17 protein-coding genes are annotated in these 21,013 nt (G+C 47.7%); 7 read left to right on the top strand and 10 right to left on the bottom strand.

What is annotated here, in order from left to right; all coding sequences use genetic code 11:
- Positions 1 to 63: 63 nt before the first annotated feature.
- Entirely contained in the window at positions 64 to 1,047 is a 984-nt protein-coding gene (locus KK062_RS18870) for an aldo/keto reductase (protein WP_254085899.1), read from the bottom strand.
- 86 nt (positions 1,048 to 1,133) lie between these two features.
- On the bottom strand, positions 1,134 to 2,012 hold the full coding sequence (locus KK062_RS18865; protein WP_254085898.1) for an AraC family transcriptional regulator: 879 nt from the start codon (positions 2,010 to 2,012) through the stop codon (positions 1,134 to 1,136).
- A gap of 186 nt (positions 2,013 to 2,198) precedes the next feature.
- Between KK062_RS18865 and KK062_RS18860 the strand changes: the two genes are divergently transcribed.
- Positions 2,199 to 2,405, top strand: coding sequence for a leucine-rich repeat domain-containing protein (locus KK062_RS18860; protein WP_254085897.1), 207 nt, complete (start codon positions 2,199 to 2,201; stop codon positions 2,403 to 2,405).
- 123 nt (positions 2,406 to 2,528) lie between these two features.
- Here KK062_RS18860 and KK062_RS18855 read toward each other — a convergent pair whose 3' ends face one another.
- On the bottom strand, positions 2,529 to 3,350 hold the full coding sequence (locus KK062_RS18855) for a universal stress protein (RefSeq protein ID WP_254085896.1): 822 nt from the start codon (positions 3,348 to 3,350) through the stop codon (positions 2,529 to 2,531).
- Positions 3,351 to 3,539: 189 nt separating this feature from the next.
- Between KK062_RS18855 and KK062_RS18850 the strand changes: the two genes are divergently transcribed.
- Both KK062_RS18850 and KK062_RS18845 read left to right on the top strand, forming a co-directional pair.
- A complete protein-coding gene (locus KK062_RS18850) occupies positions 3,540 to 4,355 on the top strand; it encodes an SDR family oxidoreductase (protein WP_254085895.1) in 816 nt (271 codons plus the stop codon).
- 110 nt (positions 4,356 to 4,465) lie between these two features.
- Complete coding sequence (locus tag KK062_RS18845; protein WP_254085894.1) at positions 4,466 to 5,377, top strand: helix-turn-helix domain-containing protein; 912 nt, start codon at positions 4,466 to 4,468, stop codon at positions 5,375 to 5,377.
- A gap of 667 nt (positions 5,378 to 6,044) precedes the next feature.
- Here the strand turns inward: KK062_RS18845 and KK062_RS18840 are convergent.
- On the bottom strand, positions 6,045 to 6,434 hold the full coding sequence (locus KK062_RS18840) for a RidA family protein (protein ID WP_254085893.1): 390 nt from the start codon (positions 6,432 to 6,434) through the stop codon (positions 6,045 to 6,047).
- 118 nt (positions 6,435 to 6,552) lie between these two features.
- Entirely contained in the window at positions 6,553 to 7,122 is a 570-nt protein-coding gene (locus KK062_RS18835; RefSeq protein ID WP_254085892.1) for a Crp/Fnr family transcriptional regulator, read from the bottom strand.
- Between the two features lie 120 nt (positions 7,123 to 7,242).
- Between KK062_RS18835 and KK062_RS18830 the strand changes: the two genes are divergently transcribed.
- Entirely contained in the window at positions 7,243 to 10,122 is a 2,880-nt protein-coding gene (locus tag KK062_RS18830; protein WP_254085891.1) for a DEAD/DEAH box helicase, read from the top strand.
- Positions 10,123 to 10,134: 12 nt separating this feature from the next.
- On the opposite strand, the gene KK062_RS18825 is transcribed toward KK062_RS18830, so the two are convergent.
- Both KK062_RS18825 and KK062_RS18820 read right to left on the bottom strand, forming a co-directional pair.
- Positions 10,135 to 10,704, bottom strand: coding sequence for a YdeI/OmpD-associated family protein (locus KK062_RS18825; protein WP_254085890.1), 570 nt, complete (start codon positions 10,702 to 10,704; stop codon positions 10,135 to 10,137).
- Positions 10,705 to 10,758: 54 nt separating this feature from the next.
- Positions 10,759 to 11,397: a hypothetical protein gene (locus KK062_RS18820; RefSeq protein ID WP_254085889.1), complete on the bottom strand. Its 639-nt coding sequence runs from the start codon at positions 11,395 to 11,397 to the stop codon at positions 10,759 to 10,761.
- Positions 11,398 to 11,599: 202 nt separating this feature from the next.
- On the opposite strand from KK062_RS18820, the gene KK062_RS18815 reads away from it, so the two are divergent.
- The 3 genes from KK062_RS18815 (at position 11,600) to KK062_RS18805 (ending at position 15,013) form a co-directional block, all read left to right on the top strand.
- Entirely contained in the window at positions 11,600 to 11,932 is a 333-nt protein-coding gene (locus KK062_RS18815) for a PadR family transcriptional regulator (protein ID WP_254085888.1), read from the top strand.
- A 6-nt stretch (positions 11,933 to 11,938) separates the two neighbouring features.
- Positions 11,939 to 14,593 (top strand): ABC transporter permease, encoded by a 2,655-nt coding sequence (locus KK062_RS18810; protein WP_254085887.1) that lies wholly within the window; start codon positions 11,939 to 11,941, stop codon positions 14,591 to 14,593.
- Positions 14,594 to 14,701: 108 nt separating this feature from the next.
- Positions 14,702 to 15,013 (top strand): hypothetical protein, encoded by a 312-nt coding sequence (locus KK062_RS18805; RefSeq protein ID WP_254085886.1) that lies wholly within the window; start codon positions 14,702 to 14,704, stop codon positions 15,011 to 15,013.
- 137 nt (positions 15,014 to 15,150) lie between these two features.
- On the opposite strand, the gene KK062_RS18800 is transcribed toward KK062_RS18805, so the two are convergent.
- The 3 genes from KK062_RS18800 to KK062_RS18790 all read right to left on the bottom strand — a co-directional run bounded on the left by KK062_RS18800 (position 15,151) and on the right by KK062_RS18790 (position 21,004).
- Positions 15,151 to 16,335 carry a M57 family metalloprotease gene (locus KK062_RS18800; RefSeq protein WP_254085885.1) on the bottom strand — a complete coding sequence of 395 codons (1,185 nt, stop codon included), beginning with the start codon at positions 16,333 to 16,335 and terminating at the stop codon, positions 15,151 to 15,153.
- Positions 16,336 to 16,512: 177 nt separating this feature from the next.
- Positions 16,513 to 17,808 carry a TolC family protein gene (locus tag KK062_RS18795; RefSeq protein WP_254085884.1) on the bottom strand — a complete coding sequence of 432 codons (1,296 nt, stop codon included), beginning with the start codon at positions 17,806 to 17,808 and terminating at the stop codon, positions 16,513 to 16,515.
- A gap of 64 nt (positions 17,809 to 17,872) precedes the next feature.
- Positions 17,873 to 21,004 (bottom strand): efflux RND transporter permease subunit, encoded by a 3,132-nt coding sequence (locus KK062_RS18790; protein ID WP_254085883.1) that lies wholly within the window; start codon positions 21,002 to 21,004, stop codon positions 17,873 to 17,875.
- Positions 21,005 to 21,013: the final 9 nt, after the last annotated feature.

The following is a 21,013-nucleotide window of genomic DNA, read 5'->3' as shown; positions in this document are numbered from 1 at the left end:
AGAAGCCCGGGATCGTGAAGACCCCGGGCTTTTTTTATCGATAGGTTCATGCTCTCTACAACCTTACTTGAGCGATCTCAGCCTGGCAATATCTTCATCGGTTCGATTGCCGTGAACTTCGATCTTTGCCAGCTCCGCTTCGATGGCGGTATATTCGGCGTCCGTCAACGTAACGGCTGCTGCATCAAGATTCTCTTCGATACGTTCTGCATTTCGTGAGCCGGGAATGGGCACGATGAAATCTTTCTTGTGCAGCATCCACGCCAGCGAGATCTGTGCCGGGGTGGCATGCCTGGCCGTAGCAAATTGACGGATCACATCCAGCAGCGGCTGATTTGCCAGCATATTGTCCTTATCAAACCGGGTGATCACGCGCCGGGCGTCCATGCCGGTATAATTTGTTTCGGGATTGACCTTACCCGATAAAAATCCATTGGCCAACGGCGAGAACGGTACGAATCCGATGCCGAGCGCTTCACATACAGGCAGTACATCCTTTTCAAACGTGCGTTCCATGATGGAGTACTCACTTTGTATAGCCGTTAATGGTGTTATGGCATGTGCGCGTCGTATTTCTTCCACGGTTGCCTGCGACTGCCCCCAGCCCGCTATCTTTCCTTCTTTGATGAACTCGCCCATGCAGTAGGCGATGTCTTCCACGGGAATGTCTTTGTTTACGCGGTGTTGATAATACAACGCGACGTGGTCTGTGTCCAATCTCTTCAGCGAGTTCTCCAGGCGACTTCTCAATCCCTGCATCAATCGTCCCGTCGTATTGTATTCGGTGCCTTTTTCTGTCAGCAAGAATTTTGTTGCAATCACAACCTTGTCGCGACGATCTTTCAGCGCCTCGCCCACTAGCTGCTCATTGGCGCCCATGCCGTATAGCTCGGCGGTGTCAAAGAATGTGCACCCCAGGTCATAGACGCGATGGATCAGGCGGATGGCCTCGTCTTTATCCGGCGCGGTGCCGTAGCCCATGCTGAGACCCATGCAGCCGTAACCAATGGCCGATACTTCCAGCCCGTTTAATTTTCTCTTCTTCATATTCTTTGTAGTAATGATTATGCGTACAAAGCTCTCACGAAAAGAAGGATCACCGGTAAAGACAATCAAACCAAGAAGTATGATTTTCAAACCTTGCCGGTACGGTAGCCTTTGGGCGTGATGCCGGTCATGCGTTTGAAATAGTTGTTAAAATAGGTGGGGTATTCAAAGCCCAGGCTGTAGGCAATGTCGGCGATGCTGGAGTCGGTGTGTTGTAAAAGCGCCCTGGCTTCTGCCATGATCCGTTCGGCGATGACTACGGAGGTCGGCTTGCCTGTTACTGCTTTGACCGCGCGATTCAGGTAGTTGACGTGCACGGACAGGCTTTCGGCAAAACCTTGTGGTGCGCGTAGCCTGAGCGGGGCATCGGCGCTTTCAATCGGGAATTGCCGTTCTAACAGCTCCATAAACAAATGGGTGATGCGCGCAGCGGCATTTTCCTGCGTGGGTTCGGCTGGCAGTGGCTGAATCGCTAGCGCCTCGTGTACAATCAGCTCGATGCAGGTCTTGAGCAACTCTGCTTTTTGTGTATAGTCGCCGCGGTAGACGGTCAGCATGCGTTGGTACAGGCTTGTCATAAACGCAGCCTGCTCGGCATTCAGGTATACCACGGGCATGGCGTCGAAGCGCATGAGCGGTGACCTTTGTAATAATCGCTTGCGTTCCCGGCCGACCATAAAGGTTTCGGAAAAAACACAGGCGTAGCCTTTGCGCTCCGCGTGGTGAATGACCGAATGAGGCACCCGCGGGTTGATGAGGATGAGGCACGTGTCGTTCACCTCGATCGTTTGGCCGCCGTAGGACATGGTCATACTGCCTGTGACGAACACGATCTTATAAAAATCACGTCGGCTATGAGACTGCTGCGGGCTGCCGGCGCCGGAAAACCTGTAGACTTTAAATCCCTTTACGTTTAAGTCCGACGCGTGCAGTCCTGCACCTTTCGATACCGTGCCTGTAGTCATTTGGCAAAGGTAATAAAATCAAACCTCCGCCAAAGGCATCAGGTTACGTCTTTCGATCAGTAAGTATTTAGACGCACGGCCAAATTCTTCCGGCACAAAGGAGCACAATTCTATAAGCAACAAGACTCCCCCAATTGCCAATAAGCAGAGCCTGATGGCCGCTTTTCATATCTTGTTACTCCGGGTATGAAACCTGAAGAGCTGCAGGATATATATAAATTGGAGAAACTGAAAAACCTCGACCTTTCGTTTAATCATCTTACCTGGCTGTCCGAGGAATTCTTTCAACTGAAGAACCTGGAGTTTATCGACCTGCAATACAACAAGTTTCCGGATTCCGTGAAAGAAAATATTATCAAGGCGTTTCCGAAAGCGACCATTGTATGGCAATAAATATGAAGCCCATCCACAACACTACGCTTCGGGCCTCTTGACTTCAGTATAACTGCACCACCCATGCTTACATTAGCGAGGGTCGATCCGATAACGCATTGGTCGTAGCAGTGAGTGCACGTCTTAATTAACGTTTGGCAATACCAGCAACGGCACACGAGTCCGTAATGCCATCTCACGCGTAGCGCTACCCTTCAGGAACAATTCCCAGAAGCCTGCCTTATGGGGCACCATCACCAGCAAGTCGGCGTTCCACGCCTTTATACCTTGCACGATGCCGTTTCCGACGCTGGGATTGTCGATCACACTATATGTATGTCCTACATCTTCCAGGAGCATGTCCACGGCCAGAATCTGATCGCCGACCGCGGCCAACGCGGGCTCTTTTTTCGTCTCGACGTGAAGTATCTGAAGTTTGGCGTCGAATTTCCGGGTGATCTCTTTCAGTAGCGCCAGCTGACTGTTCTCGCTCAGGTAGCTGTGCTCGCATGCATACAGAATCCTTTTGATACCCTGGAACCGAATGTCATTCGGTACGACCAGCAATGGGAACTTCAGGCTTCGGATCGCGGCGGTGGTGGTGTTTCCAAACAGTTTGTATTCCAGGAGGCTGCTATCCATGCCCATGACGACTAAATCTACGGGACGGCTGGCCACGTATTCCTCCAATGCTTCGACGGTATCAGCCGTTTTGCTCACGCCGCTTACCTGTACCTGGTATTGGAATGCCGTAACCAGCGCCAACTCACGCAGACGATTTTCATTATTTCGAACGATCTGGTCGATGGCATCGGGTGGCGCGAGCGAGTTACTAACATGAATATTGGGGTGATAAACATTCAACAGCACCAGTTCAGCACCAAATGCACGGGCCAGGCTGGCTCCAAATTGAAGCGCATTATTGGCGGTAGCGGAATAATCTGTAGCAACTACAATCGTTTTCATGGCGAATTGATTTAATACTTAAATTAACCATCCATACGCCGGATTGCGCATGACGCCGCTCAGCCTTTGACCTGACTTTTGTCGGGTTATTCCCGGAATCCGGAAAAAGCATACAACTTCCCCGAATTCGTATTATCTGCAGGTGGCACACGCACGCCAACTTTGCATTATCATTAATCGCAAAAGAAAATGAACAAGACAATCTTAATTACCGGTGCAAGCAGTGGTATTGGAAAAGCAACGGCCCAACTGTTTCAATCAAAAGGATGGAATGTCATCGCTACGATGCGGAAGCCGGATGCCGATACGGAACTAAAGGGATTGCCGAATGTGTTGCTGGCCCAACTTGACGTACTGGACCTGGATTCCATCCATAACGCCGTGGCTGCAGGCATCCAGAAGTTTGGGAAAATCGACGCGGTGTTAAACAACGCCGGCTATGGTGCTTTTGGTACGATTGAATCTTTTAGCCGGGAGAAAATCGTTCGTCAGTTTGATACCAATGTGATCGGGCTGTTGGATGTTACCAAGGCATTGCTCCCCCATTTTCGTCAAAACAAAGGTGGCGTGATCATTAACATTTCGTCTATTGGTGGTAAGATGACCTTCCCGCTGGGCGCATTGTACCACGGAACAAAGTTCGCGGTAGAAGGTATCTCCGAAGCCTTGAGCTATGAAGTGGAAGAGTTTGGCGGCAAAGTGAAGATCATTGAGCCCGGAGCAATCGCGACTGATTTCTCCAGCCGTTCCCTGGATTTCAGCCACGACGAAACTCATACGGAATATCAACGTATTGTTGGAAACGTACTCACAGGCATGCCGGCGTTCTTTGCCAACGCCTCCCCCGCCAGCGTGGTGGCCGAGGTTATCTATGAAGCCGCAACCGATGGCACCCGTCAACTGCGTTATACTGCGGGAGAAGATGCCAAAGCGATCATCGCCAGCCGCCAACAAACTGATGATGAATCGTTTATTAAAGGCATCAAGACGCAATTCGCACTTTAATTTCACGGCCAACATCCCATGATAAACTACATGGAAGAAAGTTATTTATCTTTAAGTATAGAGTCGTCGCGTATGCAACGGCTCTATACTTTTTATCTAGCCCCATTTTTATGAGTGTCTATATCCACATGCAGACGATCTCCGATCTATTCAAATTCTTTCAATTGGATCGTCCTATCCTGCATCCCCTCATTGCCGTGGTTGATTTCAGCCAGGTGAACGAGCAAGTATACGGTGCGACAAAAGTCTCCACCGATTTTTATTCCCTGATCTGTAAGAACTATAACCGCACTAATGTAAAGTACGGCCGCAAACCGGTTGACTTTCAAGACGGCAGTTTAATCTGCCTGGCACCCAACCAGGCCCTGGAAATGGATAACGAAACGGAAGAGGCTCCCGAGCTGCGTGGATGGGGTTTGTTTTTTCACCCGGATTTGATCCGCGCTACTTCGTTGAACGACAAAATGAAGGACTATAATTTCTTTTCGTACGAAGTATCGGAAGCGCTTCATCTATCGGAGAAGGAAAAAGCTACGCTATACGATTGTATCCTAAAAATTGAAAGCGAATTACAAGAGAATATCGACCCCCACAGCCAGAATATCATAGTCTCAACTATTGAATTGTTGCTGAACTATTGCACACGGTTTTATGGAAGACAATTCATTACCCGAAAAAGCACGCACAATTCCGTTGTGGCGCAGGTAGAAAGATTGTTACGTGAGTATTTTAAACAAAGTGACATCCATGAATTGGGCTTGCCGACCGTAAAGTACTTAGCCGAACAAGTGCACCTATCGCCGAGTTATCTAAGCGACCTGCTTAAAAAGGAGACTGGCAAAAACGCTCAGGACCATATTCATTTTTATTTGATGGAAGAAGCCAAAAGCATTCTGTTAAGCACCGATAAGTCCGTGGGTGAAATAGCCTACTCCTTGGGATTCGAGTATCCTCAATATTTTAATAAGCTGTTCAAGCAAAAAACAGGGAAGACACCGATTGAATTTAGAAGCATGAACTAGGGCAACCCTGGTGTCACGTATTTAAATTTTCATTATTTTGCCGTCAACTCATCGCTATGTTCTTCAGGAGATATCAGATTTGGGTAATTAACACGCCATCGGAGGCTTTACTATATACCTGGGAAAAATGGAAGACGTTATTACCTTTCGTTGATGCCATTGTCAACCTATCCGTGAAGCCCGCATTTATCCGGACGGCTCAGAGTTATGAGACTGAGAATCGACTTTTGGGATTCGGACGAATGAAGTGGAGCGAGGAGAACAATCATAAGTGGACTACCAAACATCGTAAAAATGCTGTGCCCGGGAAAAAACTGACTTTCTTTAATACCGAAATATGGGCTCCCGATTGGACAACGTTTAACGGGAGCACGCCATCGCCGGATGTTTACATCCGCTTATATCAGTATGAAAATATCGATTTTTTAAGAGAAGGACTGATTATAGCCCTCCGCAGAAGCATCGAAAAAGATAATAGACTTGTTATAAATTCAGCATTAAAGGATTTGCAAAGAAATATCCCGGGCTCAAGCATTTCAACAACCACGCGGACATGGACGCCATGGTTTAGATTTCTCAACAATATCGAAGATATGGGTCCCTGGGAGTTGACTAAAATAGTAACGAAATATCCTATCTCCCTCCCATAGGCAACAGCTGCAACGTTCTACTTCACAACGGTCGCTTCGAGTTCTATTTTCAATGTTTCAAAAAGTGTTTTCACTTCAAAGAAGGTAGCGGCTTGCTTGATTCTATTTTTAGTAATCCATTCGCCAAACAGATCAAAGCAAGGGAAAAATTCTTCGTGCGAGGTAGTGTAAACATTCAGGCGAACGATGTTCTTACATTCATACCCTGCCTCGCTAATCACTTGCTCCAGGTTCTGGATGGCCAGCAGCAATTGTGTTTTCATGTCTGCCGAGCTCGATGTGCCGTCTGCGTGTACGGCTGCCTGCCCTGCACAATATAAGGTGCTTTGCGCTTGTTTTACTTCTACGGCCTGAACATAATGACGTTCGTCTTGCCATTTCCAGGGATTGATTACTCTCGTTTCCATTTTGTTTTTTGCTTTAGATTCATGTAACCATATTCCTCTATGGTTTATCTTTTGCAAAGCTATAAACAGCATGTGTATCGAGACCGTGATCTACCGCACGTTTATGGTGTGCGACAGATCACGCCTGTGTGCTCAGTCGACTTAGCGTCTCGCGCGTAACGCCTAAATAAGCCGCTAACTGCGTTTTGGGCACGCGTTGCAACAGCGACGGATGTTGCCTGATCAACTGCTCATATCGCTCCTGCGTGCTGGCGGTCATCAACGACAGAATGCGACGCTGGGCCGCCAGGAATCCAAAGATCGTCTTCTCCAGGAAAAAATGTTCTATTTTGGGCAGGCCAGCACACAGCGCACGATAATCATCACGCGACAAACAAAGTACCTCTGTATCCGCCAAACATTCCATGGACAACGTGGCCTTCGTCTGGGTGTAGTAGGCTTGAAAATCGCTGTCCCACCAATCCTCCATGGCGAATGCCAGTATGTGCTGCTTTTCAGCATCGTCTGTATACACCAGTTTCGTAAGTCCTGACAGAAGAAAATAATTATACGGCACCATCTCCCCTCGTTGCACCATGAACTGATGCTTTTTGAAACTTTTTCGAATGAAGTGCTTGCTTACGAAAGCGAACTCGTCCTCCGTGAGCGCTACGATCTTTTCAATATGTTCTTTTAATTTCGGATGCATGAATTTATGTCAAAAAAATCCACCATGATCGGGGCAATTGATTCATCGGCAAGATACCTGGAAAAGTCCTTAAAAAGGAACTCAGGTAATGTCAGAAAAAAGGCTAAAATTTAGGCCGCGATGTCATTTCCTCCTTTCGATACCAACGGTGCCGTCACCATGCTTCCGCCCGACAACCTGGACAATGGTGGGGGGCAAATCATCGTGGTCTTGGGCAAACACAAATACTACAATCTTTTCAACGTACAACTCACCCGCTGCGCCAATACGTCGCGTGCCACCCTCAAAGGTCCATTTGTCCCGATCAATCCGCTGCAACACGCCTGGAAAGAAACCAACCCGGACCTTCTCCGGTTTTACCTTGCGGTCACGAAGTTCCAGACCGTATACCAAAAGTCAGCGCACGATCTCGAAAGCCTCCAGGCACTGGTGCAGAACCCCGCGCAGTACGAGCTCTATTTTCACGACAGTCGGGTTTCCGAAAAGATCACGGCGCGATCGCTTCGTCACGTGAAGGTCACGAACGTCAACCTGAAGGCATCCGTCGTCGTCCGGCACGAGGGCCAGTTGACGAAGGTAACGTGCGACGTCACGGTCGGCGAGCATGCGTACGACATCGAAGCCCTCACCATTCTATTTGACTACTTTGTGGTGGTCGATAACCAATGGTATTTACCGGGCGATCCGCAGGTAGTCAACGTATTGGCTTATTTTAAAACGCATGGTCCCGTGATTCGTATCGCCAGGCCTGACTTTGAAAGCTTCCGACAACATGTATTAGCACAGATCGACCTGTATCTACCCGTTATCTATGAGCACATAACAACACCCCCTGCCGGTCTGCTCCAACCGAAGCTGGAGGTGCAACTGAAAATTTACCTCTCCGACCTGCAGCAATACGTCACGATCACTCCAGTAATTCAATACGGCGACACCGAAATACCGATACGTTCACAAAGGCAGGTCTATACGCGCGACCAAAATGGAAAGGAAATACACATTGCACGAGACGGTGCTTTGGAAGATGAATTTATGGGGCTGCTGCTCAGACAAGGCAATCATTTCATGGAGCAGTTCGACAATCCTCTTTTATATTTCTATGTGTCACGGCACGCCTTTCTGGACCTTCACTGGTTCCTCGCGCTGATGGAAGAGTGGACCCGGCGCAACATCCAGGTTTTTGGTTTCCGTGAGCTGACCGGCAACAAATTTACGCCCCACCGGATCCATGTACACGTGGATGTGATCAGCGGCTTGCATTGGTTCAACAGTCAGTTCGATATTCGTTTCGGCAATACAACGGTATCGCTGCACCAGGTACAACGGGCGCTAAAAAACAGGAGCCATTACATTTCGCTGGATGATGGGACAATGGGGATTCTTCCGGAAGAATGGGTTGAAAAATTTAAAAACTATTTCCGCATCAGCGAAATTGAAAATGATAACACCCTGCGGCTAAGCAAAGTGAACTACACCGCCCTCGACGAGCTCTACCATGCACATGAGCTGATGCCGGCGGTGAAAGACGAAATAGCCGGCATAGAAGAAAAGTTCAGGCAGCTGGCATCCATTACGGCTGTCGCCGCACCGACTGCGCTCCTGGCCGAGCTGCGGCCGTACCAGGCGCACGGCTTGTCGTGGTTGAATCTTCTGGACGACATGGGGTTTGGCGGCTGTCTTGCCGACGACATGGGCCTGGGAAAATCGCTCCAGGTAATCGCCTTTATACTTCTCCTGAAAAAGAAGAAAGGTAAACAGACGCATTTGATCGTCGTGCCCACCACGCTGCTCGTGGCCTGGAAAGACGAATGCGCCAAATTCGCGCCTACACTCGCTACGCACATCCAACACGGCCCTTCTAAAATTTCAACGACAGCGTTCGACGCCTATGATATTATCCTGACATCGTATGGCAACATGGTATCGGACATCGTTTCGCTAACAGCCTTTACGTTTGACTATATTTTCCTGGACGAGTCCCAGAACATTAAAAACCCCTCCTCGCAACGCTTTAAAGCGGCGCAGCTCCTCCACGCGAGGAATAAGATCACGCTATCAGGAACGCCCTTCGAAAACAACGTATGGGACCTCTATGCCCAATTCGCGTTTGCGTGTCCTGGCTTACTGGGGAGCCGACAATACTTCCGCGATATTTTCGCGATTCCCATTGGCAAATTTAAAAGTAAACGTGCCATCGATGCCCTCAGTAAAAAAATAGCCCCGTTCATTCTCCGGAGAACCAAACAAGAAGTTTCGCAGGAGCTTCCGGAAAAAACCGAGATGGTACTCTACTGTACGATGAGCGCCGGACAACGGGCGTTATACAGTCAGGAGGAACGGAAGTTTCGGGATAGAATTTCCGCGTACACTGACGACGACATTCCGAAGCATGCGTTAAACATCCTGAAAGGGTTAACACGGCTGCGCCTGCTCTGCAATTCACCGGCGCTGGCCAAAGACGAAGGCGCCTCCGAAGAAACCTCCGGCAAGCTTGATACATTGATCGAGCGAATCTCGAGCCTCCATAAAAACCACAAGATCTTAGTGTTTTCGCAATTCGTCTCAATGCTGGACCTCATCCGGGAAAGGTTGGAAACGGAAAACATTACGTCTACAATGCTCACCGGCAAAAGCGTTAAGCGCGAAAAAATTATCAGCAACTTTCAGACAGACGACTCCATTCGGGTATTCCTCATCAGCCTCAAGGCGGGAGGAACCGGTCTGAATTTAACATCTGCCGACTATGTTTTTATCGTTGACCCGTGGTGGAATTCCGCCGTGGAAAACCAGGCGATCGACCGGCTCTACCGCATTGGCCAGACAAAAAATGTAGTGGCCGTACGACTCGTCTGCAAGGACACGATCGAAGAAAAAATCATGACCTTGAAGCACGCTAAAGATGCCATTGGGAAGAACCTGGTGCCTGCGGACGGCGACCTGTCGACACTCTCCAGGACGGATATCTTTTCGTTGCTGACGCAAACGCCTGCGGATCTATGACAACCCGTAGCGTTACTTCGTTTTTTTTTGCATGGAGCGAGCAATGATCTCAGCAATTCTAGCCGTGCGCGTCTGCGGACGTTTGGCAAATTTCAGATTCATTAGCATGAGCTTTTTTATCGATTTCGCCAATAAATGGAAGTTCTTTTTCGCTTCAGGCGTTTTCTTAAAAGCTTCTTCCAGGTCCTTTGGAATGACCAGTTTCTCTACATCATCTAAAATGGTCCAAGCCCCATTCTTCTTGGACACTTCGATTGCCTCATGCCCGGCCTTTGTCATTTGCCGCTGTTGAATTAACCGTTCAACTCTTTCTTTGTTTATTTTAGACCATGTGCCCTTTGCTTTTCTTTTACTGAAGAATTGCTTGAATTGGTCATCGGATACAGAAAGTCTTTTCCCATCAATCCATCCAAAGCATAATGCCTGCTCCACAGCGTCATCCCAGTCGATGGATGGCATATTCGCTTTCTTTTTATAGAGAACAAGCCAGACAGATTCTTTCGTCTTATGGTTCTTACGCAGCCATTGTCTCCAATCTTTATGACTTGTCGGGCAAAAGGTTTCTACCGTTGTTTTTTCCATGATTTCACGATGCAAAGGGGCAGCCGAGGCACCTTGAAATTTACACAATTTGCATTAGAAGCGACCAAATTTCAGGGCGACGTTTCCTGACACGTTACTTAAGTCGCTATCGTCAAGGCCCTTTGCATCACTGCCGATGGTTTGGCGATATGATATACCAGGGCTAAGGCGCATCCATTTGGTGAGATTTATTTCAACCTGCGCGCCGGGCTCCAGCACCACGAAGAAATCGGTATCGTGACTGTAGTCTTTATACCGTTTTTCATCTCTATCACTATCGAGGTATTGCGCGGTGAAGCCGGCGCCTGACAGGAGGTTAAAGGCGAAGTGTACTTTTTTATTGGAATTCATGACGTATTCCGTCATTAGTCCGAAATGACCGTATTGGTAACGCAGGTCCGCACCGGATATAGTTTTGTTAGCCTCGGGTACACGTAGCGCGGTGTTGGTCGCTGCGCCGCCTACGCCGATAAGCAGTTTTTGGTTGATGAAATAACCGAAGTAAAGGCCGCCGAGGTTTGCATATTCACCGTTTATTGAAGTCGAGGCGTTGGTTAATGCGCCGTAAAATCCGGACGACCGAATGGACTTGAAAGAAAATACTGTCTGGGGTTGCTGTTCTGCCGTCTCTTGCTGCGCAAAAAGATTCCCGGCTGCTGCTAACAGCAGCATGATTGTAAAATGCTTCTTCATATTCTTGCTATTTGCCAGTATGACAACGAACGTGCTGCGAACCCCTATGGATGGGGCAAAAATTAAAACAAGCCCGAAAACGGACACTTCTTGTTTCACAACCGACCATGTGCCTAGTTAATAAGGCATAGCTTACCCATTCCTCAAAGCATTTTAATCCTGGCATCATTTTTATTCCTACATTTAGGAAAATAGTATTTCCGTGAAAAAGTTCCAGCTCGGAGAATTCGAAGAGATTGTGATATTAACGATCGCTATCCTCTACAAAAATGCTTACGGCGTATCCATCAAAACAGAAATAGAAGAGCGCCTTTCGCGAAATGTCAGCATGGGCGCAATGCACACCGCGCTCGTACGCTTAGAAGACAAAGGCTACATTCGATCGCACGAGGGTGAAGCCACCGATGACCGCATGGGAAGACCAAAGAAATATTTTCAGATTACCGCGTTAGGAAAAAAAGCCATGGAGTATTCGCGTGATACACGTAATGAACTCTGGCGTGCCATACCAAAATTTTCGCTCGACATAAAATAGAATGCCATGCGCTCTGAACACAAAATGCCGCCGAAGATTTTATTGCGTTTCTTTCAAGCGTACTGTCACCCGCGACTTCACCGTCACATCGAAGGCGACTTGATAGAAGTATACAATATTCGATTGAAGCAATCGGGTAAACACGTTGCTGCTGTAAAATTATTACTCGACATTATTTTCCTCTTTCGTCCTGGCATTATTCGTCCAGCCGAAGGATATCAAAACGTAAACACCTACGGTATGTATAAGAGCTATTTTAAAATTGGCTGGCGCACGCTGTTACATCAGAAAAGATATTCGATCATAAATATCTCAGGCCTTGCCATCGGCATGGCTGCTGCCATACTCAATGGCCTTTGGATCTGGCATGAGTTGTCGTACAATAAGTATTTTGACAACTACAAGCACGTAGCGCAGGTAACAGAAAGCGGCATCGATGAAGAACGCGGAGGCCGCTGGACAGGAAATACCATGACATATCCGCTCGGTACGGAGTTGACAACAACTTACGGACAACATTTCGAACGGGTAACCCGTGTATCCTGGGGCATTGACAATATTCTGGCCGCTGGCGAGACTAAATTGTCGGCTAAAGGATTTTATGTAGACCAATCGTTCCCCGAGGTGTTTTCATTTAGAATGATTGCCGGCCATAGAGCCGCATTGACAAATCCAACGGCTGTTCTCATATCAGCATCGTTAGCCAATGCTTTGTTTGCCGGAGAAGATCCGATCAACAAGGTGATCACGATTAGTAATAAAATGGATGTAAAAGTGGGCGGTGTCTTCGAAGATTTCCCCGACAACACGAAATGGACCGGGACGCAATTCTTTCTGCCGTGGGAACTATTTCTCGCAGACTACAGATGGATAGAGGAACGTGCGCTCACCGACTGGCGTAACCATTTTCTACAGATATATGTTGAATTACCGAAAGGGGCGTCGTTTGATGCAACAGCCAACAACATACAACGAGCGCTTCAATTTGCGCCCGAAGATGCCGAGCAAGCAAAAAAGTCAGACCAACGACTGGAGTTGTACCCGATGAGCCGTTGGCATTTGTATCCCACCAACGTCAAGCAAGGGCAATACGAGCCAATCTTCATGCTGAAGCTTGTAGGGGCTGTCGGTGTTTTTATCCTCTTACTGGCGTGCATTAACTTTGTGAACCTGAGCACCGCGCGTTCGGAGAAACGCGCAAAAGAGGTCGGCATTCGCAAAACCATCGGCTCGATGCGGACACAGCTCATCCAGCAATTCTTCAGTGAGTCATTGCTCCTTGTATTCTTTGCATTTGTGATGGCATTGATCCTCGCCACGCTCTGTTTGCCTTACTTTAATCTGATTGCCGCAAAAAATATCCAAATACCCTGGACAAAGCTGTGGTTCTGGTTTGGAGGAATTTCTTTTGTCCTGATCACCGGCTTACTGGCGGGAAGCTGGCCCGCGATGTATCTCTCTTCCTTCAACCCTGTGCGCGCGTTGAAAGGTTCATTCAAGCTCGGAAGGTTTCACGCGGTGCCGCGAAGAGTACTGGTTGTATTTCAGTTTTCGATCTCGGTCATTCTCGTCATCGGAACGATGATTGTCTACCAGCAAATTCAATTTGTAAAAGATCGGCCGGTAGGATACGAACGTGAAGGATTGATCATGATCCGGAAAAAATCAGCCGACTTTAACAACAACTACGATGTACTTCGTAATGAATTGAAGAATACAGGCGCTGTGCTGGAAATTTCAGAGTCAATGGGTTCCATGACCGAGGTAGCATCCGGAAATAACGGCTGGGATTGGAAGGGCCACGATCCCGCTGTGGACAAAAGTTTTGCTACACTCCCTGTATCACACATGCACGGGCAAACCGTTGGCTGGCAATTTTTACAGGGTCGTGATTTCGATATTGCGGCAGCCAGCGATTCCTCCGCGATCGTAATCAATGAGTCGGCGCTTGCATTGATGAAACTCACCCACCCGCTCGGCGAACCTGTAACCTGGACGTGGCGGCGCGATGGTCGTGTGATGAATTATAAGATCATCGGCGTTGTACGCGATATGGTCATGGCATCTCCGTATGCACCGGCGGAGCCAACGATTTTCTACGTGAAGGGATTCAATGGGAATCCGAATTGGATCAATCTGCGTGTAAACCCCCAGGTAAGCATGTCAGAAGCACTGCCGAAGATTGAAGCCGTATTTAAAAAAATAATTCCATCGGCACCGTTCGAGTATACCTTCGCCGACACGGAATACGCAATGAAATTCGGAAAGGAAGAACGCATCGGAAATCTCGCCGGCATCTTTGCAGGAATCGCCATTGCTATCAGTTGTCTGGGCCTATTAGGACTTGCTTCCTTTGTAGCGGAGCAGCGAACGAAAGAGATCGGCATCCGGAAAGTTTTGGGTGCTTCTGTGATCCATGTATGGCAACTTCTTTCGACGGAATTTCTGTGGGTGGTCCTCGGCGCCTGCCTCATTGGCTCACCCCTGGCGTACTATCTTCTTTCGGCATGGCTTCAGAAGTTTACATATCATGCTGAAATCTCGTGGTGGACATTTGTTTTTACTACGGCAGCGATGGTGGCGGTTACGTTGATCACGGTGAGCCACCAGTCGATTAGAACAGCGTTAATGAATCCTGTAAAGAGTTTGAAGTCAGAATAGACGAAGCTACAAGCCAGACGGATGCAACAGACCAGCTCTGAAAAGGTTCTCACTTCCCTTACAACTTCATTCGATTAAATTGTGTCTAACGATACAAAACCCAGAATTGTGAAAACCGTCAATACAGTAGCGATCACAGCATTACTCTTTGTAACCTGGGGTTGCAAAGATGACGCAAAAGAAAAGCAGGATTATACTTTTGTAAAAGAGTATTGTACCCAGGTAACTGTCGGAGGAGTCGTAGGTGTGGCTGAAAAATGCTTTAAAATCGGTGACGTTGTCGTGAGCTCTGGAAAAACCAAAGGGGTCATTACGATTAGAATAGCCGAACACAGTCCAATAAATGAAGGCCCGGCAAATAGCGCGAGCTATCAAGAGTTTTTAGACGTCCCCGTTGACTATTTAATACTGAAAGAATAATCACGAACCAGCCTTTCCTGGCAGAGAGACTGAGACAGAAATTAGCGTTTAAAGCAATAAGCTCGCCGTGGGGACATATAATTAACCCCACGCCTTGAAGACGTGGGGTTGGGGTATGCTCCGTATGCCGGATCGGGTTAGATTTTAGTAACGCGGAACCAGTTGATGTTCCAACCGCCGGCCTGGGCATAGATGCCGAAATTGTATGTGCCAGCATTGATGGTTACGTTGTGTGACACGGTTGTCCAGGTTTGCCAGCCACCGGTTGAAGGGATATTGACTGCTCCCAGCACCGTAGTGCCGGCATTGAGATCGAGCGAGAGGCGACCGCCGCCGCTGGCGCTGGCTACTCTGTATTCAACCCGATATGTACCGGATGTGGGTATGTTGATGCTGTTGTAAGCCAGCCAGTCTGCTGTTTCTATATACCCTACATTTGAGCCTCCGCCCGAATCTGTACACGCTTCCACCTGTATGCCAGCCATCGCTGAATAATTTTCGGCTTGTATTGTAGTAGTGAAGGAACCACTGGTAGCGGGGTACATGTAACGTACAGCGACAAGATCGTAGTTGGTAAAGCCGTTCCAGGGCAATACAAATGAGTTCATTACTGAATTAGGATCAGTTGCCGGTGTACCGGGTACGATCGTGCCGGTGGTTTGGTCTGTGTGCCAGAAACCTATATTATGCCCCATTTCGTGTGCCATGGCGAACAGCTTTTGATTGGCGGCCATGTCGTTGAAGCGTGGGTTGATTTCGAGGGTACCCTTTCCGCTGCCGGAGGGCAGCGTTGCCCGGGCCACCCAGTTTGCCGCGTCATATGCGCCCACGAATACATTGATATTGGCCTCTGCCTGTGTACCTACCTGTACAAGGCGAAGCTTTGAGCCCCCTACGCCATTCCATTGTGCGATGGCTCCCACTACAGCATCACGCCATCCTTGCGTAAGCGCGGGCTGTATGTAGTATTTAAAGTTTATAGCCTGGGCATTTGTCAACAGAATGTTGTGCATGCGTTGCTCTGTTCTGCCATTGGCCGATTCGTCTGTGTCAATGTATTGATCGATCGTGTTACGGTCAACGATCATGTCATGGCTAACTGTAAACTGATCGGTCGACTTGTCGTAGGCGATATCGCCACGTCCGACACCCGAAGCTTCTTCGAGGAATGTGTAGTACTTATCAAGTGTAGTCTCCGCGGTTAGCGTTGGCACGACTTCCTGGTCGCTACTTTCCTGATCGCAGGAGAAGGCAAATAGCGCAAGGCATAGTGCAGCAGCAGAGGATTTGAGCACAAATCCTGATCGTTTTGTGTTTTTCATAGGCTCAACGTTTTTAAGGGTTTAATAATTATTACGCTACAAACTTAGTCACCAATAGGTCTATGCTCAACCTATCAAACGCTGGAATATGACGCATTAACGTTTATGTGAGTTCATTTACTAATGTGTAATCGTAAACATAGACTGAGCGGTTCAAAACGTTCTGAGACGCGACACTTATCGGCCTAATTCTCCCAATGTTCTCTTCAGATTTGTCTCTGCAATTTTATAGCCCACTTTCGATTCGATAACGTTGCTATACGCTTGTTGCCAGATGGTTTGCGCATCCAGGACGTCTTTTCCTACAATAGTTCCCGCTTTCAACCGATCTCTGCTAAGCCGCAAATTTTCCTCTGCTTGTAGTAAAGAGAGCTCCGCCAGCGTAACACTTCGGGCACTTTGATTCACTTGTAAGATGGATTGCTGTACCTGCACGGAAATGACTTGTCTGCTCTCCTTCAGTAAATATTCCTGTGATTGAATGCGGTATTGTTGTTCTTTCACTTTTTCTGTTCGCCTACCCCACCCGAAGATGGGTACGTTGACCGTAAGCAAGCCATAATAACTTGCCATTGAATTGCTGTTGTTTTCCGGGTTTACGCCTTGCTTGCCAAATGCGCTAACGCCACTTATCGCGAGGGATACACTGGGTAAGAGATCACCCTTGTAAATCCGTTCCTGGAGTCGGGCCGATTCTAGCGTCTTTTCCTGAATGAGGATTTCTGATCGAAGACTTTGTGCACGTATTGCCAGGTCCGACGTTTGAAGCGAATCAAACGTTCCAGTGATACTATCGGTCACAGTGAACTCAACGCTATCACTAAGACCGGTAAGTTGCGCTAAATTCAGTTTCGCTAACGTCAGGGCGTCGTTCCCTTGTCTCAAGCTCAATTCATTTTGATTTTGCTGTACGCGCGCACGCAGGAGGTCATTCTTATACGTCAGCCCCGCTATGTATTGGTTGTTGATGTCTGTAACCAGCGCGGTTAGTTGCTTATGACTTTGTTCTGCCAACTTGATTTGTTCTTTTGCCGAAACCACTTGCCAATACGCTACTTCTGTATTGTATAATACATCGGAGGTGGTCTGGGTCTTACGTTCTGTTTGAATATTTACAGTGATCGCGGCTGTTTTTCGTCCCAATTGATTTTTGCCGCCCGAATAGATCGACTGATTAAAATTAATTCCCGGACTTACTCCATATTCGGGTAATAGCGTATTCAGCGGTTTACCAAAGTAGAAACCCGTAACAGAACCGTCAAGTGTAAATTTTCCGTTAGCGTCAGCCTGTTTTTTCTGGGCTTCCGCTACCAGAATATTCTGATCCGCGGCTTTTACATTGTTATTCTGACGAATGGCAAGCTGTCTGAATTCCTCCAATGTGATGTTGCGCTGCGCTACCGCTAACGAAGAGGTGAGTAGCGATACTATAATAAGGAATCCGGAAAGACTCCCTTTGAATGTCAACTTCATTTGATGTTGTTTATGATATTATTTCGATTAAGACTTACGAGAATACTTTCCGTGTAGTGGAAGATCAAATGACCTCCGGCTTATACTGAATGTGTTCATCTGCATCGGGCTGGTTGATTTCCTGGTGGACAGTCTGGGGTTTTATAAACCAGAAGTAAAGCACGGGTACTACAAACAATGTCATCACCATAGAGAAGACAAGTCCTAACGCCAACACACTTCCCAGCGGTGACCACAATGGAGATTTGCTTAAGATCATCGGAACAACGCCGATTGCCGCGGCAGAAGAGGTTAGAAAAATTGGTCTCATTCTTCGTTTTGCGGATGCAATTGCTGCAGCCTTCAGCGCATATCCATGTTCGCGAATCAATTCATCGGCATAATCAACCAGGATGATTCCGTTACGCACCACAATTCCCATCAGACTTATAATGCCAATAAAAGCAGTGAAACCCATCGGGTTGCCTGTTAAAAAAAGTCCCAGCATGGCACCCAGCAAGCTCAGCGGAAATGCGGCCAGCACAATCAACACCTTACCAATGCTTTTGAATTGAAATAACAACGTAAGGAAAATAAGCATCAGACTAATCAGTAATGACTTGCCCATATCGGGCGATGTTTCTCCGGAAGACTCCACTTCACCTCCGTAGTTGATCGAAATACCTTCGGGCAAAGTAAGGGCTGCAATTTTCGGCTTGACTTCATTGACAATCGTAGTTGCCGTGACTCCCAACTGTGCCTCGGATCGCACCGTGAGTGTGCGAAGTCCATTACGGTGAGCAATAACCCCCGTATGCCATGCGGGTTGAAGCTCTACTACATCTTTGAGTGGTACCTTTGTATTGTATTGCGAAGTGACGTAGATGTTTTGAAGCTTGTTCAAGCTGTCCCGGTTTTTCCCGTCCAGTCGCAGAACGATGTCGATGGATTTATCATCTTCCCATAATGTGGATACGATGTTTCCTTTTATCTCACCGCCTAATGTTTGTGTAATCGCAGCATGGCTCACACCCAGGCGGCTCGCAGCATCTTCCTTAATAATGGCGCGCACACCAAAGTAGTCATCCTGATAATCGGTGCGGATCCAATTGGTTCCTTTTGCCTTCTCGACAATGGCCGCTACTTGTGCAGCGACTTTTTTCTGATCTTTAAGATTATCTCCTACAACACGAATTTCAACCGGGGCCGGAGTTTCTTTATTTGACAACTGTCTTACCCGCACGAAACCGTTGGGCAGAAAGTTTTGGAACTTCGGCAAGTATTCTTCGATAAGGTCAACAGTAGCTTGCTCACTGGTTGTGTTAATAAATATTTGCGCGAAATTCTCCCGTGGTGTTTCCGGCGCATACGTAGCATGGAATCGTGGAGAGGAAGTCCCCACAAAGCTGGCTGTGGTTACAATGCGAGGATCACCTTTTATTGCTGCTTCTACCTTCTCTACGGCCCTGGCTGTTTCTGATACGTCAGTTCCGTTTTGCATCCACAACTCAAGATTAAATTGATTTCGCTCCGCCATCGGAAATAGCTCTTCTTGCACGTTTCCACCAATAACCATAGCAAGGAAGACAGAGAACAGTCCCGTGAACATGGTTAACTTTGGCCAGCGGAAACAGAACTCTACCGCCTGGTTAAATCCCTCTTGTAAATAATCCAGTACGTTCTTCTTTACAGGGCGGTCTGCCACATGATGCTTAAGTCCCTTTTTCAAAAAGACATAGCACATGTATGGTGTCAGCAACAGGGCAACTAAAAATGAAGCGAATAACGCAATAGACACCGCGATTGGTAGGGACACAATGAACTCTTTGGGAAGTCCTCGAAGCACAAAGGCCAGAGGCATGAAGGCAAAAATTATAGCTGCGGTTGCCGTGAACACGGGCACCATTAACTGCGTGGCGCTTTGCCATGCTGCCGTCCAGTTTGCAACACCCTCGTCGAGTTTTTCAATGTAATTATCTACGATTACAATCGCATCATCCACCACCATGCCCAGTACAACAATGAGCGCAGCCAGTGATACCTGGTGGATTTCTATCCCCACTAAATTAAGGATGGCAAAGGTTATGGCAATAGACACCGGTGCTGCAATCGCAGATATCGAAGCAACGCGGAATGGGAGCAGTAACATGACCACCACAATAACAGCAGCGATGGCGATTCCAAATTCCACCATAAAGTGACTTACCCGTTCCCGCACTACCTCCGGCTGATCAACGATGGTGTTGATACCGACATCTGCGGGTAACGTCTTCTTTACTTCATCAATTCGTTCTTTCAGATCATCTCCCAGATAAACAATATTATTCCCCGGCTGCATCTGCACTGTCAGCATCATTACCTTGTCACTCCCAACTTTTATAAAACTATTCAGTTCTTCATAGCGTCTTTCAATACGTGCTACATCTTTCAGACGAACCACTTTGCCGTCCGGAGTACTGAAAATAATCTGGTTACCAATAGCGGCCTCATCTTTATACCGACTGTTTGCAAAGATGGGAACATTGCTGGCCGAGAGCGTAATGTCGCCGGTATGGTTCGTCACGTTCTGTGCTTGCAGTACGGCAGATAACGAGGCAAAATCAAATCCATATTGCTGCATCTTTTCATCGTCTACAACGATGTAGATCTGTTGACGTTGCCCGCCATATCGATTGATCTTGGACACCTCGGGAATAGTCTTAATGCCGTCCTCCAATTTGTCCAGGTAGCTTTCCATTTCAGCATAGCTTCTGCCAGGCGCACTTACGGTGATCATTTGTGCCACCACGTCACCGAACTCACTGTTGACAATCGGACCTTGCACACCCGGCGGAAGTGTAGGACGCAAGGTACTGTTCAATCCATGCTGCAGCGTACTCCAAAACTTCTTGGGATCTTTTACATTATCGTTTAACTCTGCGATAATGACGACCTGTCCTTCCTTGGTTTCCGAGCGTGTCTTTGCTTTTTTGATTTCCTCAAAACTGAAGAGGAATTGCTCTATTTTATCGGTCACTTGCTTTTCGACCTGGAGCTCATCCGCACCCGGATAAAGTGCAAAGACTATACCTTGTCGCACGGTAATTCGCGGATCTTCGCTTCGGGGCATGGTGATCAATGCCACGATACCAACAACGACCAGTAACCCGGCAATCAGCAACGATAGCTGGCTATACTTCATCGAAGCCTCAATAATATTTATTCTGCGTTTTTTCATTTATATCTG

It is taken from the genome of Dawidia cretensis (assembly GCF_018598175.1).
GTDB lineage: Bacteria > Bacteroidota > Bacteroidia > Cytophagales > Cyclobacteriaceae > Ohtaekwangia > Ohtaekwangia cretensis.
Note: the sequence above shows the minus strand (reverse complement) of the source record. Positions and strands in the feature narration are given on the sequence as shown.

What these genes read in the sequence shown, in the direction of transcription:
- KK062_RS18870 (WP_254085899.1), bottom strand. Translation starts at nt 1,047, where the DNA reads ATGAAGAAGAGAAAATTAAACGGGCTGGAAGTATCGGCCATTGGTTAC.
- KK062_RS18865 (WP_254085898.1), bottom strand. Translation starts at nt 2,012, where the DNA reads ATGACTACAGGCACGGTATCGAAAGGTGCAGGACTGCACGCGTCGGAC.
- KK062_RS18860 (WP_254085897.1), top strand. Translation starts at nt 2,199, where the DNA reads ATGAAACCTGAAGAGCTGCAGGATATATATAAATTGGAGAAACTGAAA.
- KK062_RS18855 (WP_254085896.1), bottom strand. Translation starts at nt 3,350, where the DNA reads ATGAAAACGATTGTAGTTGCTACAGATTATTCCGCTACCGCCAATAAT.
- KK062_RS18850 (WP_254085895.1), top strand. Translation starts at nt 3,540, where the DNA reads ATGAACAAGACAATCTTAATTACCGGTGCAAGCAGTGGTATTGGAAAA.
- KK062_RS18845 (WP_254085894.1), top strand. Translation starts at nt 4,466, where the DNA reads ATGAGTGTCTATATCCACATGCAGACGATCTCCGATCTATTCAAATTC.
- KK062_RS18840 (WP_254085893.1), bottom strand. Translation starts at nt 6,434, where the DNA reads ATGGAAACGAGAGTAATCAATCCCTGGAAATGGCAAGACGAACGTCAT.
- KK062_RS18835 (WP_254085892.1), bottom strand. Translation starts at nt 7,122, where the DNA reads ATGCATCCGAAATTAAAAGAACATATTGAAAAGATCGTAGCGCTCACG.
- KK062_RS18830 (WP_254085891.1), top strand. Translation starts at nt 7,243, where the DNA reads ATGTCATTTCCTCCTTTCGATACCAACGGTGCCGTCACCATGCTTCCG.
- KK062_RS18825 (WP_254085890.1), bottom strand. Translation starts at nt 10,704, where the DNA reads ATGGAAAAAACAACGGTAGAAACCTTTTGCCCGACAAGTCATAAAGAT.
- KK062_RS18820 (WP_254085889.1), bottom strand. Translation starts at nt 11,397, where the DNA reads ATGAAGAAGCATTTTACAATCATGCTGCTGTTAGCAGCAGCCGGGAAT.
- KK062_RS18810 (WP_254085887.1), top strand. Translation starts at nt 11,939, where the DNA reads ATGCGCTCTGAACACAAAATGCCGCCGAAGATTTTATTGCGTTTCTTT.
- KK062_RS18800 (WP_254085885.1), bottom strand. Translation starts at nt 16,335, where the DNA reads ATGAAAAACACAAAACGATCAGGATTTGTGCTCAAATCCTCTGCTGCT.
- KK062_RS18795 (WP_254085884.1), bottom strand. Translation starts at nt 17,808, where the DNA reads ATGAAGTTGACATTCAAAGGGAGTCTTTCCGGATTCCTTATTATAGTA.
- KK062_RS18790 (WP_254085883.1), bottom strand. Translation starts at nt 21,004, where the DNA reads ATGAAAAAACGCAGAATAAATATTATTGAGGCTTCGATGAAGTATAGC.